This is a genomic window from Kitasatospora sp. NPDC047058, from assembly GCF_040643935.1.
Taxonomy (GTDB): domain Bacteria; phylum Actinomycetota; class Actinomycetes; order Streptomycetales; family Streptomycetaceae; genus Kitasatospora.
This window is the reverse complement of record NZ_JBEYVJ010000177.1, coordinates 1-14,745: the sequence shown is the minus strand read 5'-3', so window position 1 is coordinate 14,745 and position 14,745 is coordinate 1. Positions and strand designations below refer to the sequence as shown.

General features: G+C 72.6%; 13 protein-coding genes. 11 read left to right on the top strand and 2 right to left on the bottom strand.

Annotated elements, in window-relative coordinates:
* From dacB to folE, 6 genes are all read left to right on the top strand, one after another.
* On the top strand, positions 1-1,325 hold a 1,325-nt coding region (gene dacB, locus ABZ885_RS24060; RefSeq protein ID WP_360192194.1), incomplete at its 5' end, for a D-alanyl-D-alanine carboxypeptidase/D-alanyl-D-alanine-endopeptidase.
* A gap of 119 nt (positions 1,326-1,444) precedes the next feature.
* Positions 1,445-2,623: a zinc-dependent metalloprotease gene (locus tag ABZ885_RS24055; RefSeq protein WP_360192191.1), complete on the top strand. Its 1,179-nt coding sequence runs from the start codon at positions 1,445-1,447 to the stop codon at positions 2,621-2,623.
* 276 nt (positions 2,624-2,899) lie between these two features.
* The gene (gene tilS, locus ABZ885_RS24050; protein ID WP_360192197.1) at positions 2,900-4,027 is read left to right on the top strand and encodes a tRNA lysidine(34) synthetase TilS; all 1,128 of its coding nucleotides are present in this window, start codon (positions 2,900-2,902) and stop codon (positions 4,025-4,027) included.
* 70 nt (positions 4,028-4,097) lie between these two features.
* The gene (gene hpt, locus ABZ885_RS24045) at positions 4,098-4,652 is read left to right on the top strand and encodes a hypoxanthine phosphoribosyltransferase (protein ID WP_030059589.1); all 555 of its coding nucleotides are present in this window, start codon (positions 4,098-4,100) and stop codon (positions 4,650-4,652) included.
* A 234-nt stretch (positions 4,653-4,886) separates the two neighbouring features.
* Complete coding sequence (gene ftsH, locus ABZ885_RS24040) at positions 4,887-6,938, top strand: ATP-dependent zinc metalloprotease FtsH (RefSeq protein ID WP_360192189.1); 2,052 nt, start codon at positions 4,887-4,889, stop codon at positions 6,936-6,938.
* Positions 6,939-7,047: 109 nt separating this feature from the next.
* Entirely contained in the window at positions 7,048-7,653 is a 606-nt protein-coding gene (gene folE / locus ABZ885_RS24035) for a GTP cyclohydrolase I FolE (RefSeq protein ID WP_360192187.1), read from the top strand.
* Positions 7,654-7,693: 40 nt separating this feature from the next.
* On the opposite strand, the gene ABZ885_RS24030 is transcribed toward folE, so the two are convergent.
* The gene (locus ABZ885_RS24030) at positions 7,694-8,482 is read right to left on the bottom strand and encodes a ferritin-like domain-containing protein (protein WP_360192185.1); all 789 of its coding nucleotides are present in this window, start codon (positions 8,480-8,482) and stop codon (positions 7,694-7,696) included.
* Positions 8,483-8,621: 139 nt separating this feature from the next.
* Positions 8,622-9,782: an alpha/beta hydrolase-fold protein gene (locus ABZ885_RS24025; RefSeq protein ID WP_360192182.1), complete on the bottom strand. Its 1,161-nt coding sequence runs from the start codon at positions 9,780-9,782 to the stop codon at positions 8,622-8,624.
* A 376-nt stretch (positions 9,783-10,158) separates the two neighbouring features.
* Between ABZ885_RS24025 and ABZ885_RS24020 the strand changes: the two genes are divergently transcribed.
* The 5 genes from ABZ885_RS24020 to folK all read left to right on the top strand — a co-directional run bounded on the left by ABZ885_RS24020 (position 10,159) and on the right by folK (position 14,716).
* On the top strand, positions 10,159-11,994 hold the full coding sequence (locus ABZ885_RS24020) for a phosphatidylglycerol lysyltransferase domain-containing protein (RefSeq protein WP_360192180.1): 1,836 nt from the start codon (positions 10,159-10,161) through the stop codon (positions 11,992-11,994).
* Between the two features lie 86 nt (positions 11,995-12,080).
* A complete protein-coding gene (gene folP, locus ABZ885_RS24015; protein WP_360192177.1) occupies positions 12,081-12,947 on the top strand; it encodes a dihydropteroate synthase in 867 nt (288 codons plus the stop codon).
* A gap of 39 nt (positions 12,948-12,986) precedes the next feature.
* Positions 12,987-13,469, top strand: a complete 483-nt coding sequence (locus ABZ885_RS24010; RefSeq protein ID WP_360192175.1) for a nuclear transport factor 2 family protein — start codon at positions 12,987-12,989, stop codon at positions 13,467-13,469.
* Positions 13,470-13,716: 247 nt separating this feature from the next.
* Entirely contained in the window at positions 13,717-14,076 is a 360-nt protein-coding gene (folB, locus tag ABZ885_RS24005) for a dihydroneopterin aldolase (RefSeq protein WP_030288941.1), read from the top strand.
* 40 nt (positions 14,077-14,116) lie between these two features.
* The gene (gene folK / locus ABZ885_RS24000; RefSeq protein WP_360192172.1) at positions 14,117-14,716 is read left to right on the top strand and encodes a 2-amino-4-hydroxy-6-hydroxymethyldihydropteridine diphosphokinase; all 600 of its coding nucleotides are present in this window, start codon (positions 14,117-14,119) and stop codon (positions 14,714-14,716) included.
* Positions 14,717-14,745: the final 29 nt, after the last annotated feature.

The following is a 14,745-nucleotide window of genomic DNA, read 5'->3' as shown; positions in this document are numbered from 1 at the left end:
GCCCCGGCCGGTGCGCCGGGGGCGGCGGTGCCGGGGCCCGCCCGGCCCCCGCCGCCGCGGTGCTGGTCTCCGCCGGGGCCGCCCCGGCCGCCGGGGTGCCGACCGCGCAGGGGCTCCAGCAGGCGCTCGCCGCCGCCCTGGGCGACAAGAACCTGGGCACCGTCACCTTGGCCGTCGCGGACGCCGCCGACGGCCGGCTCCTGTACGGCTCGGGGGAGAACACCCCGGCCACGCCCGCCTCCACCACCAAGCTGGCGACCTCGGTCGCCGCCCTCTCGCTGATCCCCGGCGACACCCGGTTGGCCACCCGGGTCGTCAAGGGCGCGAACCCGGGCGAGATCACCCTCGTGGGTGGCGGCGACCCCACGCTCACCGCGCTGCCCGCCGACCAGGTGCAGATCGGCGGTCTGCCCGCCGACGCCGACACCGCCCCCGCCTCGCTGGACGCGCTGGCCCGGCAGACCGCCGCCGCGCTCAAGGCCGCCGGCACCACCACGGTCACGCTCGACTACGACCTCTCGATGTACTCCGGCAACCCGCAGCACAAGAACTACGACGCCCTCAACATCCCGCTGGTCGTCCCGCTGATGGTCGACGAGGGCAAGGCCGACCCGAGGAGCAGGGAGGACGCGCCCCACCGCGTCGCCGACCCGGCCGGGGCGGCCGCCGAGGCCTTCGCCGGGCTGCTGAAGGCCCAGGGCATCACCGTCGCGGGCAAGGCGAAGCAGGCCACCGCCCCGGCCGCCGCCGGTGCGCCCGTCCTCGGCCGGGTGGAATCGCCGACCGTCGCGCGCCTGGTCGAGCGGCTGCTGACCACCTCCGACAACACCATCGCCGAGGCGGTCGCCCGCCAGGCCGCCATCGCCGCCCACGAGCCGGCCAGCTTCGAGGGCGCCGCCACCGCCGTGAAGCAGGAACTCACCCGGCTCGGCGTGCCGATGACCGGCGTGCTCCTCAACGACGGCAGCGGCCTGCACCCCGACAACGAGATCTCGCCGGCCGTCCTGGTCCACCTGCTCGCCCTGGCCGCCTCCGACCAGCACCCGGCACTGCGCCCGGTCCTCACCGGCCTCCCGGTCGCGGGCTTCACCGGCACCCTCGGCAAGCGCTACGGGGCCGGCTCGGGCGCCGCCGAGGCCGCCGGCCTGGTCCATGCCAAGACCGGCACCCTCACCGGCGTCAACACCCTGGCCGGCACCGTCGTGGACACCGAGGGACGGCTGCTCTTCTTCGCGGTGATGACCAGGACCTCCGCCCCCGCCGACACCGCCCGGGCCTCCATGGACCGCATCGTCGCCCGGATCGCCGCCTGCGGCTGCCACTGACGCCGGGCCGGCCGCGGCCGCCGGAACGTTCCCGTCCGGCGCCCGCCCGGACGGCCCGGGATCCGGGCCGTCCGCACCGGTGGCTCCCCCCGGTGCGCGGGACCACGTACGGTGAGGGCATGACGAGCGCGAGCGGCGGTGCCGACATGGTCGACTGGAATCTCGCGGTCGCAACCGCGACCAGGCTGGTGCGGCCGGGACCGGAGGTGAGCCGCGCCGAGGCGGCCGCCGTGGTGGCCCAGCTGCGCCGGCACGCGCTGGAGGCCGAGGAGCACGTCCGGGCGTTCACCGGCATGCGCTCCAGCAGCCTCGCCGAGGCCGCCGCGACCCCGGTGCTGATCGTGGACCGCCCCGGCTGGGTGCGGGCGAACGTGGCGGGCTTCCGCACCGTCGTCCAGCCGCTGGTGGAGAAGCTGCAGGCCCGCCGGGCGAACAGCGCCACGGCCGGGGTGCTCGGCACGGTGGGGGAGAAGGCCACCGGCATCGAGGTCGGCGCGCTGCTGGCCTTCCTGGCCACCAAGGTGCTCGGCCAGTACGAGACCTTCGCCCCGGCCGAGCCCTCGCTGGAGGCGCCGGACAGCCCCGCCGCCCTGTTCGACAAGCCCCGGCTGGGCCCCGACGGCCCCGGCCCGGGCCGGCTGCTGCTGGTGGCCCCGAACATCGTGCACGTCGAGCGGGAGCTGGACGTCGACCCGGCCGACTTCCGGCTCTGGGTCTGCCTGCACGAGGAGACCCACCGCACCCAGTTCACCGCGGTGCCGTGGCTGCGCGACCACATCCAGTCCGAGGTGCAGTCCTTCCTGGCCGAGACGGACGTCGACCCGGGCGCGCTGCTGGACCGGCTGCGGGACGCCGCCGGCTCGCTCGGCGGCCTGCCCGGCGTCGGCGGCCGCGGCGAGGGCACGCAGACCTCCACCGGCCTGCTGGAGATCGTCCAGTCGCCCGCCCAGCGCGAGATCCTGGGCCGGCTGACGGCCGTCATGTCGCTGCTGGAGGGCCACGCGGACGTGGTGATGGACGGCGTCGGCCCGGCGGTGGTGCCGAGCGTGGCGGAGATCCGGGAGAAGTTCCAGCAGCGCCGGGACCGCGGCGCCAACCGGCTGGACCTGGTGCTGCGGCGGCTGCTCGGCATGGACGCCAAGCTCCGCCAGTACCAGGACGGCGCGGTCTTCGTCCGCGGGGTGGTCGAGCGGGTCGGGATGGACGGCTTCAACCGGGTCTGGACCTCGCCCAACACCCTGCCGACCAAGGAGGAGATCCACGACCCCGCCGCCTGGGTCGCCCGGGTGGCGCGGTAGCGGGCCGCCCGCTCCGCTGCCGGTCGCGCGCCCCGCGGTCGGCAGCGGTCGAACCCGTTCGCACGAGTGGTCCAGTCGTGCAGATGGCGGGTGAAGATACGTTTCTGCATTCACCCGAACGTGGGACGGTGGTCGTACCGGTGGCGCGGGTGGCGTAGCGGGCGCCTCCTTTCTGCCACCATCTGTGAGCGCCCGGTAACACGGTGCTCACAGATGCGCGGTCCCCCCGCCGCGTCCTCCGCCGTCCTGTCCCCCTCCGCCAAGGAGCCGTCCGCCGTGGGCCCACACCCCGCTGTCGCCGCGATACGCCTGGCCGTTCGCCGCACGCTCACCGACCTCGCCGCCGAGGCCGGCACCACCTTCACCGCGCCCGTGCGCGAGCCCCGCGAGCGCCCCAGCGGGGCCCCGCTGGTCGGCGCCACGGTCGGGACCACCCTGATCGGCAACGCCCACCGCCACCCCTCCGGGCTGCCCCGCACCCCGGCCGCGCCCGGCTCGCCGCTGGTCCTGGTCGCGGTCAGCGGGGGCGCGGACTCCATGGCGCTGGCCATCGCCGCCGCCTTCGAGGCCCCCAAGATCGGCCTGCGGGTCGGCGCCGTCACCGTCGACCACGGCCTGCAGGACGGCTCCGCCGACCGGGCCGCCCAGGTCGCCGAGCGGCTCCGCTCGCTCGGACTCGACCCGGTCGAGGCGATCCCGGTGCAGGTCGGCCGCTCCGGCGGACCCGAGGCCGCGGCCCGGGACGCCCGCTACGCGGCCCTGGACGAGGCCGCCGAGCGGTACGGCGCGGTCGCCGTCCTGCTCGGCCACACCCGCGACGACCAGGCCGAGACGGTGCTGCTGGGCCTGGCCCGCGGCTCCGGCGCCCGCTCGCTGGCCGGGATGCCGGCCCAGAAGGGCCGCTACCGCCGCCCGCTGCTGGAGCTGGACCGGGCCGCCACCCGGCAGGCCTGCTCCGCCCAGGCGATCCCGGTCTGGGACGACCCGCACAACTGCGATCCCGCCTACACCCGCTCCCGGGTGCGCCACGAGGTGCTGCCGGTGCTGGAGAAGCACCTCGGCGGCGGCGTGGTCGAGGCGCTGGCCCGCACCGCCCGGCTGTTCCGCGACGACGCCGATGCGCTGGACCAGTGGGCCGCGCTGGCCGAACGCGACCTCCGGACGGGCGAAGGCACCCTGGACGCCGCGAAGCTGGCCGAACTGCCGCCCGCGGTACGCCGCCGGGTGCTGCGCCGGGCCGCGCTGCGGGCGGGCTGTCCGGCCGGTGACCTGTTCGCGCGTCACCTCGAAACGATCGACCTGCTGGTCACCGGTTGGCGCGGCCAGGGGCCGTTGCACCTACCCGGGGGCGTCGAAGCCACCCGCAGGTGTGGCACGCTGGTCTTTCGGCGGCAGGGCGACTGACGGGCGGGCATGCCCCGGGGTCACCGGCCGCCGGCCATCCAGACCCCGAACGTTTGAGGACGTATCCCCGGTGGACCAGAACGACATGGGCGCTGACCTCGCGAAGGTGCTCATCAGCAAGGACGAGATCGACGCCAAGCTCCTGGAGCTGGCCGAGCGCATCGACCGGGACTACGCAGGCAAGGACCTGCTGATCGTCGGCGTCCTCAAGGGGGCCGTGATGGTCATGGCCGACCTCGCCCGTGCCCTGCACTCGCAGGTGACCATGGACTGGATGGCCGTCTCCTCCTACGGTATGGGTACCAAGTCCTCCGGTGTGGTGCGGATCCTCAAGGACCTCGACACCGACATCGCCGGCCGGGACGTCCTGATCGTCGAGGACATCATCGACTCGGGTCTGACCCTGTCCTGGCTGCTCGGCAACCTGGGCTCGCGCGGCCCGGCCTCGCTGGAGGTCTGCACCCTGCTGCGCAAGCCGGACGCGGCCAAGGTCGAGATCGACGTCAAGTACGTCGGCTTCGACATCCCCAACGAGTTCGTGGTCGGCTACGGCCTCGACTACGCGGAGAAGCTGCGCAACCTCCCCTTCATCGGCACCCTCGCCCCGCACGTCTACGGCGGCTGAGAAGGACCGGGGCCCGTTCGGGCTACGGGCGGGAACAGTACGCCGTTCCCGCCCGTTGTTCCGGGGGGAAATAGAAGTACTCGTGTCGCTGCGTCCCGCCACCGGCGGGTCCGACTGCGGTACGGTCCAATAAAACCGCTCTTCACATGAGCACAGACCGGATGCGCCGGCGGCCCCACGGGCCCACGGCGCCGTTGAGTGGCAGGAGGGACGGGGCGGCAACGCCCCGCATGGATGGACGTCAAGCGATACTTCCGTGCGCCGATCATGTGGATCGTGCTGGCCGTCCTCGCCGTCATCGTGCTGATGCAGGTCGTTTCGGACTCGAACGGCTACAAGACGGTGGACACCGGGCAGGTCGTCGCAGCGATCGACGCCAAGCAGGTCAAGTCGGCGCAGATCACCACCGGTGACTCGAACACGATCAAGATCCAGCTGAAGGACGGCGCCAAGCTGTCCGACGCCGGCACGGGCAAGCCCCCGTCCGGCAGCAAGTTCCAGGCCTCGTACATCGGCGACCAGGGTGTCGCGATCGCCGACCGGCTGCAGGCCCAGATCAACGACAACGACCAGAACACGCTTTCCGACGGCTACACCATCAGCCCGGAGAAGCAGAGCACCTTCGTCAGCCTGCTGCTGTCGATGCTGCCCATCGTGATCATCGTTCTGGTCTTCCTGTTCCTGATGAACCAGATGCAGGGCGGCGGCTCGCGCGTCATGCAGTTCGGCAAGTCCAAGGCCAAGCTGCTCACCAAGGACACCCCGAAGACCACCTTCGCGGACGTCGCCGGTGCGGACGAGGCCGTCGAGGAGCTCCACGAGATCAAGGAGTTCCTGCAGGAGCCGGCCAAGTTCCAGGCCGTCGGCGCCAAGATCCCCAAGGGCGTGCTGCTGTACGGCCCGCCCGGTACCGGTAAGACCCTGCTGGCGCGTGCCGTCGCGGGCGAGGCCGGGGTGCCGTTCTACTCGATCTCCGGCTCGGACTTCGTCGAGATGTTCGTGGGTGTCGGCGCCAGCCGGGTCCGCGACCTCTTCGAGCAGGCCAAGGCGAACGCCCCGGCGATCGTCTTCGTCGACGAGATCGACGCCGTCGGCCGGCACCGCGGTGCGGGTCTCGGCGGCGGCCACGACGAGCGCGAGCAGACCCTCAACCAGCTGCTGGTCGAGATGGACGGCTTCGACGTCAAGGGCGGCGTGATCCTGATCGCCGCGACCAACCGCCCCGACATCCTGGACCCGGCGCTGCTGCGCCCGGGCCGCTTCGACCGCCAGATCGCGGTGGAGCGCCCCGACCTCCAGGGCCGGCTGGACATCCTCAAGGTGCACCAGAAGGGCAAGCCGATCGCGCCCGACGTCGACCTCTCGGCCGTCGCCAAGCGCACCCCCGGCTTCACCGGCGCGGACCTGTCGAACGTCCTCAACGAGGCCGCTCTGCTGACCGCCCGCTCGGACAAGAAGCTGATCGACAACGGCATCCTGGACGAGGCGATCGACCGCGTCGTGGCCGGTCCGCAGAAGCGCACGCGGATCATGTCCGACAAGGAGAAGAAGATCACCGCGTACCACGAGGGCGGTCACGCCCTGGTCGCGGCGGCTTCCCCGAACGCCGACCCGGTGCACAAGATCACCATCCTGTCCCGCGGCCGGGCCCTCGGCTACACCATGGTGCTGCCGGACGAGGACAAGTACTCCACCACCCGCAACGAGATGCTCGACCAGCTGGCCTACATGCTGGGCGGCCGCGCGGCGGAGGAGCTGGTCTTCCACGACCCGACCACCGGCGCCTCGAACGACATCGAGAAGGCCACCGCGACCGCGCGGGCCATGGTCACCCAGTACGGCATGACCGAGCGGCTCGGCGCGATCAAGTTCGGCACCGACAACTCGGAGCCGTTCCTGGGCCGTGAGATGGGTCACCAGCGCGACTACTCGGAAGAGGTCGCCGGGCTGGTCGACGAAGAGGTCAAGAAGCTCATCGAGAACGCGCACAACGAGGCCTGGGAGATCCTGGTCGAGAACCGCGACGTGCTCGACAACCTGGTCCTGGAGCTCCTGGAGAAGGAGACCCTCAACAAGGAGCAGATCGCCGAGATCTTCGCCCCGATCGTCAAGCGCCCGGCCCGGCCGGCCTGGACGGGTTCCGCCCGCCGGACGCCGTCCACCAGGCCGCCGGTGCAGTCGCCCAAGGAGCTGGCGCTCACCAACGGCGCCTCCGCCACCGAGGCCGCCCCGGTCGACGTGGTGAAGCTCCCGCCGCTGCCGGCGGAGCCCCCCACGGAGGGCTGATCCGGCACCGCACAGGACGGAATGGATGCCGCGTCACCGGGGTTTGTACCCTGGAGGCGCGGCATCCGTGCTGTTCAGCCAAGTCGTTTCACTAGTTAGCGAGGCCCGCATGACCGACCCGGTGACGCTCGACGGTCCGCCCGCCGTCGGGACCTTCGACCAGAAGCGGGCCGAGAACGCCATCCGCGAGCTGCTGCTCGCCGTCGGCGAGGACCCGGACCGCGAGGGGCTGCTGGAGACGCCGGCCCGGGTGGCGCGGGCCTACAAGGAGATATTCGCCGGCCTCTGGCAGGAGCCCGAGGACGTCCTGACCACCACCTTCGACCTCGGCCACGACGAGATGGTGCTGGTCAAGGACATCGAGCTGACGTCGGTCTGCGAGCACCACCTGGTGCCGTTCCGGGGCGTCGCGCACGTCGGGTACATCCCGTCCACCACCGGCAAGATCACCGGCCTGTCCAAGCTGGCCCGGCTGGTGGACGTCTACGCCCGCCGCCCGCAGGTGCAGGAGCGGCTCACCAGCCAGGTCGCGGACGCGCTGATGCGGATCCTCGAACCCCGCGGGGCGATCGTGGTCGTCGAGTGCGAGCACATGTGCATGTCGATGCGCGGCATCCGCAAGCCCGGCGCCAAGACCATCACCTCCTGCGTCCGCGGCCAGCTCCGCGACCCGGCCACCCGGGCCGAGGCGATGAGCCTCATCATCGGGCGCTGACGGCTCCGGCCGGCGGCCCCTGGCCCGGCCGGCCCCGGGCTCAGACGGTCCCGCGCTCGGCGTGCGGCGGCGCCGGGGTGCCCAGGGCGTTGCGGCGCTCCGGCATCCGCAGCCGCACCATCCGCCGCCAGCCGAACGCGCGGTCGTACAGGTAGAGCGCGTGGACGCCGGCCGTCACCACGGCCAGCTGCCAGCGCGGCCACCGGAGGATCTCCGCCATCCGGGACGTCACCGCGAGGCCGACGTCCCGGTGGGTGCGGATCTCGCCGCGGGCGCTGGTCTCCAGGGTGTGCCGGATGTACGGGCCGTGCCCCTCGGCCGTGAGCCGCAGCAGCTCCTCGTGGCAGTACGCGAGGTGGTTGTCCTCGTCGGCGGAGATCATCCGCATCGCCCGGCCGAGGTCGGGGTTGTCGCCGTAGACCCTGGCCAGCTGGCGCATCTGCTCGGCGGCGCGCTGCTCGGTGACCCGGCTGTGCGCGAGGTAGGTGATGATCTCCCGGTCGGCCAGCGGCACGTCGCTGTTCAGCCGTTCGTGCGAGAGGCCGACGCCCTGGCGCTCCAGCAGCATGCAGTAGTCGGCCTCGGCGGGGACGTCCACCTTGGGCAGGCCGCGCTTGTTCAGCAGCTGGGTGAAGATCCGGCCGTGCTTGCGCTCGTCGGCGCCGTGCCGGGCGATCTTGGGGGCGAGGACCGGGTCCCGGGTCAGTGCGGTGATCCGCTCGTTCTCCCAGCCGCCCTGGTCCTCGCCCCCGGCCGCGATGCTGCAGAACAGCTGGTACGCCTCGTCGTTCCGGTAGATCTCGTTGAAGAGCGATCGGGTGCTGAGCATGGGGCCTCCTGCCCGGATCGGGACGGCACCGGCCGGTCGGCCGGGCGGTCGCGATACGTTCCCGCGGGGCGCCGGCCGGGCCGTCCGACCGGCCGGTAATCACCCGCCCGGCGGCGCGTCGGCCGGCCCGGGCGGGCGGTCACGTCCAGGTGAGCCGGGCGCTCATCCACTCCAGGGCGGCGGGCAGCTCCCGGATCCAGCTGTCGAAATTGTGGCCCCCGTCGTCCAGGTACATCGAGTCGACCTTGAACTGCGGACTGGCCGCGGCCACCTGCTGGGCCAGCTCGACGAACTTCACCGTCTCCGGGTAGTCGGTCTCGGTGCGGGTGCTGATCACCAGCAGCGAGAGGTTCGGCGCCGGGAGGTTCTGCAGCCGCCAGGCGAGGTCGCTCTGCTCGGCCAGCGACTTGTCGCCGCCGAAGAGGCTGCCGCCGGTGAACTGGTCCTCGACCACCTTGAACTCCCCGTGCATGCCCGTCGCGCTGCCGAAGACGTCCGGGAAGCGCATCGCCAGCCGCATCGCGCAGCTGCCGCCGGCGGAGTAGCCGAGCACGCCCCAGGACGACGGTGACCGGCTGACCCGGTAGGTCGCGCGCAGCGCCTCGGGCACGTCCTTGGCGAACCAGGACTCGGTGCGCGGGCCGCCGGGGACGTCCACGCACTCGGTGTTGCGCGGCGGGGCGACGGTCGGGCGGACCATCACGATGATCGCCGGCGCCATCTTGCCGGCCTTCTGCAGCTCCCAGGCGGTCTGCGGGACGGGCAGCTCCTTCACCAGGTGCAGGGTGGTGCCGGGGAAGCCGGCGATGGTGAGCAGCACCGGGAAGCGCACCATCGCGAGCTTCGGGTCGAAGTACTCCGGCGGGAGGTAGACGAACATCTGGTCGGACAGGCCGGACTCCTTGCCGGTGACCCGGACCGACTCGACCTTGCCGACCTCCTCGGGCGGCCCCTTGGGCAGGTCGGTGACGCCCTCCAGGCCGCCCTCGTCGGTGGGCTGGACCGGTGAGTCGGAGACCGGGGTGCCGCCGTGGTGGTTCCCGCTGCCGGCCAGTGCGAGCTTGGTGCCGCCGGGATCGAGCAGGTCGTGCCAGGAGGTGTAGAACCCGAAGGAGTTGTTGACCGAGAGCGCGAGCACGGCCAGCACGGAGACCTGGGTGACCGTCAGCAGTCCGATCCGGCCGAGCACCGGCAGCGGCCGCTGGCGGGCCAGCCTGGGCCAGAGCCAGAGCGTGGCGAGCAGGGCGGCCGCGCCGAGCGCGAGCAGTGAGTTCACCAGCGCGTCGCTGGTCAGTTCCATGCTGTCGGCCTTCCGCTGGGACGCTGTCGGGGCACACTTCCATGGTCTGACGACACGTCAGGCCGGGCCATCGGGGCTGGTCCGTCCGGGCGCCGGGGGCGGGCCGGGAGGCCGGGCGTGAACCCGTGCAACCGGCGCCCTAGAATGCGGCGTCCACCGTACGTACCGGGTATGCGGGGGCCCGTCGCGCCACGCGGCGCGGGGTCCCGGCTCCCACCCTCGGCTCAATCGCAGCGCCCGCCGACCACCGGTTTACCTTCCGTTTCCGGATCCTTGGTGTGCGCATTGCCTGATGAAGGAAAAGGCATGAAGGTCCATCACAACTCCTCCCCCGGAGTGTCAGGACTGCGCTCCGCAGCCTCTACGCTGAGCTTCCATGAGCGTTCCCGTGTCCGTTGAGCCGAGCCCCGAGCAGCCGCCCCGTCGCCGCGGCCTGCAGACGCTTCGTACCCAAGCGGCCGCCGTCCCGAGGGCCTGGCTCCCGGGTGCGGTCGGCTACGCCTGTCTGCTGATCGGCCTGGTGGACATCGCGAGTGCGGTGTTCCCCAAGCTCCGGCACACCAAGGTGCACACCTTCGCCGGGCAGCTGCCCGGCGGCACCACCACGCTGGCGGCGGCCGGCACCCTGATGGTCGGCCTGCTGCTGGTGCTGCTCGCCCACGCCCTGCGGCGGCGCAAGCGGCGCGCCTGGCGGGTGGTCTGCGTGCTGCTGCCGGTCGGCGCGGCGCTGCACATCCTGCGCTGGCACCAGATCGGCCCGGCCGTCGTCTCGCTGGTGCTGTTCGCGGTGATGCTGGTGCACCGGCGCGAGTTCTACGCCAAGGCCGACCCGCGCACCCGCTGGCGGGCGGCGGTCAACCTGGTCGTGATGGGCACCATCAGCGTGCTGCTCGGCCTGCTGATCGTCTCCACCCGGACCAAGTACGAGATCGGCCACCCGGGCCTGTTCGAGCGGCTCGAGCACGTCGGGTACGGGCTGTTCGGGTTCGAAGGACCGCTCGGCTACACCTCCGCCCGGATGTCCGAGCTGGTCGCCTACCTGCTCGGCGGACTGGGCCTGATCACCGCCTTCACCACCGCGTACCTGGCGCTGCGCCCGGAGAAGCCCAAGCCGGAGCTGACCGCCGAGGACGAGGACAAGGTCCGCGGGCTGCTCGACCGGCACGGCGAGCGGGACTCGCTGGGCTACTTCGCGCTGCGCCGCGACAAGAGCGTGCTGTTCTCGCCCTCCGGCAAGGCGGCGATCTCCTACCGGGTGGTCTCCGGCGTGATGCTCGCCTCCGGTGACCCGGTCGGCGACGTGGAGGCCTGGCCGGGCGCGATCAAGGTCTTCATGACCGAGGCCCGCGAGCACGCCTGGGTGCCGGCCGTGATGGGCTGCAGCGAGGTCGGCGGCGAGGTCTGGACCCGCGAGGCGGGGCTGGACGCGCTGGAGCTGGGCGACGAGGCGATCGTCGACACGAGCACCTTCTCGCTCTCCGGCCGGGCGATGCGCAACGTCCGGCAGATGGTCAAGCGGATCGAGCGCAACGGCTACTCCTGCCAGGTGCGCAAGGTCGCGGACCTCACCCACGAGGAGAAGTACCGGATCGCCGACGCCGCCGCCCGCTGGCGCGGCACCGACACCGAGCGCGGCTTCTCGATGGCGCTGGGCCGCTTCGGCGACCCGCTCGACGACGACTGCGTGGTGGTCACCGCCCACAAGGCCCCGGAGGAGGGCGAGGACGGCGACGACCTGAAGGCCGTGCTGCACTTCGTGCCGTGGGGGCCGGACGGCATCTCGCTGGAGCTGATGCGCCGCGACCGCGCCGCCGACCCGGGCCTGAACGAGCTGCTGATCGTCGCGGCCCTGCAGGCGGTGCCGGCGATGGGCATCCGCCGGGTCTCGCTCAACTTCGCGATGTTCCGCTCGGCGCTGGCGCGCGGTGAGCGGATCGGCGCCGGCCCGGTCCTGCGGGCCTGGCGCGGGCTGCTGGTGTTCCTCTCGCGCTGGTTCCAGATCGAGTCGCTGTACAAGTTCAACGCCAAGTTCCAGCCGGAGTGGGAGCCCCGCTTCCTGGTCTTCCCGAACACCCGTGACCTGCCCCGGATCGGCTTCGCCGCGATGCAGGCCGAGGCCTTCATCACGCTCGGCATGCCGCGCTTCGGCCGCAAGCCGCAGCGCGAGGGCCTGATGCCGGCCCCGCGCCCGGAGGTCACCGAGGCCGCCTGAGCCCCGTCGCGCCACCCCCTGGACCCCGGCCGGAACCCTTCCGGCCGGGGTCCGGTCCGATGACGGCCGGTTCGATAATGGGGAGCATGAGCGCTTCGCTTTCCTTCTCGCTGCCGGCCGGACTGCCGCGGCTCGGCCGCTGCGCCGTGATGGGCGTGGTCAACGTGACCCCCGACTCCTTCTCGGACGGCGGGCTGTGGCACGACCCCGCCCGCGCCATCGCGCACGGGCTCGCCCTCCGGGCCCGGGGCGCGGACCTGGTCGACGTCGGCGGCGAGTCCACCCGCCCCGGCTCGGACCGGGTGCCCGAGGAGGAGGAGCTCGGGCGGGTGCTGCCGGTGGTCCGCGAGCTGTCCGACGCCGGGGTGCTGGTCTCCGTCGACACCATGCGCGCCTCCGTCGCCGAGCAGGCCGTGGCGGCCGGCGCCCGGCTCATCAACGACGTCTCCGGCGGCCTGGCCGACCCGGCGATGGCCCGGGTGGTGGCCGAGACCGGCGCCCCCTTCGTGGTGATGCACTGGCGCGGGCAGTCCGCCGACATGGACCGGCTGGCCGTCTACGACGACGTGGTCGGGGACGTGGTCGCCGAGCTGACCGCCCGGGTGGACGTGCTGCTGGCCGCCGGGGTGAAGGAGGAGCAGCTGATCCTGGACCCGGGGCTGGGCTTCGCGAAGACCGCCGCGCACAACTGGGCGCTGCTCGGCCGGCTCGACGCGCTCACCGCGCTCGGCCGTCCCGTCCTGGTGGCCGCATCGCGCAAGCGGTTCCTGGGTACGCTGCTCGCCGACCCGGAAACCGGGGAGCTGCGCCCGGCCCGGGAGCGCGACGACGCGACCGCCGCGGTGTCGGTGCTGTCGGCGCGGGCCGGCGCCTGGGCGGTGCGGGTGCACGACGTGGCCGGCACGGCGGACGCCGTCCGGGTGGTCGCCGCCTGGCAGCGCGCGGCCGGCTGAGGGCTCAAGACGGGAGGGTCAGTGGCAGGTGACGGCAGGGTGAGTGGCGAGACGGCGGGACAGCGGGCCGGCGAGGCGGACCGGGAGGCCGTGCTGGAGGCCAACCGCGCGCTCTACGAGGCGCTGGAGAACGGCGATCAGGAGGCGGTCGAGGACGTCTGGCTGGGGGCCGCCGAGGCCGACGACAAGGGCGGCGTGGTGTGCGTGCACCCCGGCTGGCCGGTGCTGCGCGGGCGGGCCCAGGTGACCCGCTCGTACATGCTGATCATGGCGAACACGGAGTACATCCAGTTCATCCTCACCGACGTCGAGGCCGAGGTGCACGGAGATGTGGCTCTTGTCACGTGCACGGAAAACATCCTTTCGGGTGGCGAGGCCGAAGAGGAGGGGGAGCTCGGACCGCTGGTCGGCGGAAAGGTCGTCTCCACCAATCTCTTCCGGCGCACGCCGGCCGGCTGGAAGCTCTGGTCGCACCACGGGTCACCCGTGCTGACCAGCGGTGACGACGAGGACGAGGACTGATCCCGGGACCGTCGGGAAAACGCCTCCCGACGGTCGCCGGGGAATTTCCGGCCGCTCACCGAACGTTCACGTCAATCGCCATTCCGGCGTGCGTGGTGTCGGTTCGTGCCGGGTAGGACGGTCAGGCGTTGTCCGCGCTCGCAGGTAGATTCGAAACGGAGTGGCGGGCGCGATGCCCGCCTTCGCCCTGCCTGCCCACCTCCTGTCCGGGGCAGGGCCCGTCCGACTGGGAGCAGTGATTCGTTTGCTGGACCGCGTCACCCTGCGGGGCCTGCGTGCCCGGGGCCACCACGGCGTCTTCGAGCGCGAGCGCGTCGAGGGCCAGACCTTCGTGGTGGACCTCGTGCTGTACCTGGACACCCGCCCCGCCGCGTCCGGCGACGACCTCACCCGCACGGCGCACTACGGCATCGTGGCCGAGGAGGTCACGGCGATCATCGCGGGCGAGCCGGTCGACCTGATCGAGACCCTGGCCCAGCGCATCGCCGACCAGTGCCTGAAGCACGACGCGGTCGAGGAGGTCGAGGTCACCGTGCACAAGCCGGACGCCCCGATCACCGTGCCGTTCGACGACGTGACCGTGACCATCCACCGGGGCCGCGCGTGACCTGCGCCGCGCGCCCGGTTTCCGATGCAGAGGGAATTCGATGAGTACCAGTGACCCGACCGCCTCGCCGACCACGTTCGACCTGGAGAACCGGGTGGACTCGGCCGACACCACGCTGCACAGCCAGCGCTGTGCCGTGATCGCCCTCGGCGCCAACCTGGGCAACCGCCTGGACACCCTCCAGGGCGCCGTGGACGCACTCGCCGACACCCCCGGGCTCAAGGTCAAGGCCGTCTCCGCCGTCTACGAGACGGAGGCCGTCGGCGGCCCCGACGAGCAGCCCAACTACTACAACGCGGTGGTCGTGCTGCGCACCACGCTGCCCCCGCGGGACCTCCTGGAGCGCGGCAACGCGATCGAGGACGCCTTCGGGCGGGTCCGCACCGTCCGCTGGGGCCCGCGCACCCTGGACGTCGACATCCTCGCGTACGAGGGCGTCACCAGCGACGACCCGCAGCTGCTGCTGCCGCACCCGCGCTCGCACGAGCGGGCGTTCGTGCTCGCCCCCTGGCTGGACGCCCAGCCGGAGGCCGAGGTGCCCGGCCACGGGCAGGTCGCCGCGCTGCTGCAGGCGCTCGGCGGCGCGGACGCGCAGGGCGTCCGGCGGCGCGAGGACATCCGGCTGACGCTGCCGGAGTAGGTCTTCCGGCCGGCCGCCCGGCGCGCCCG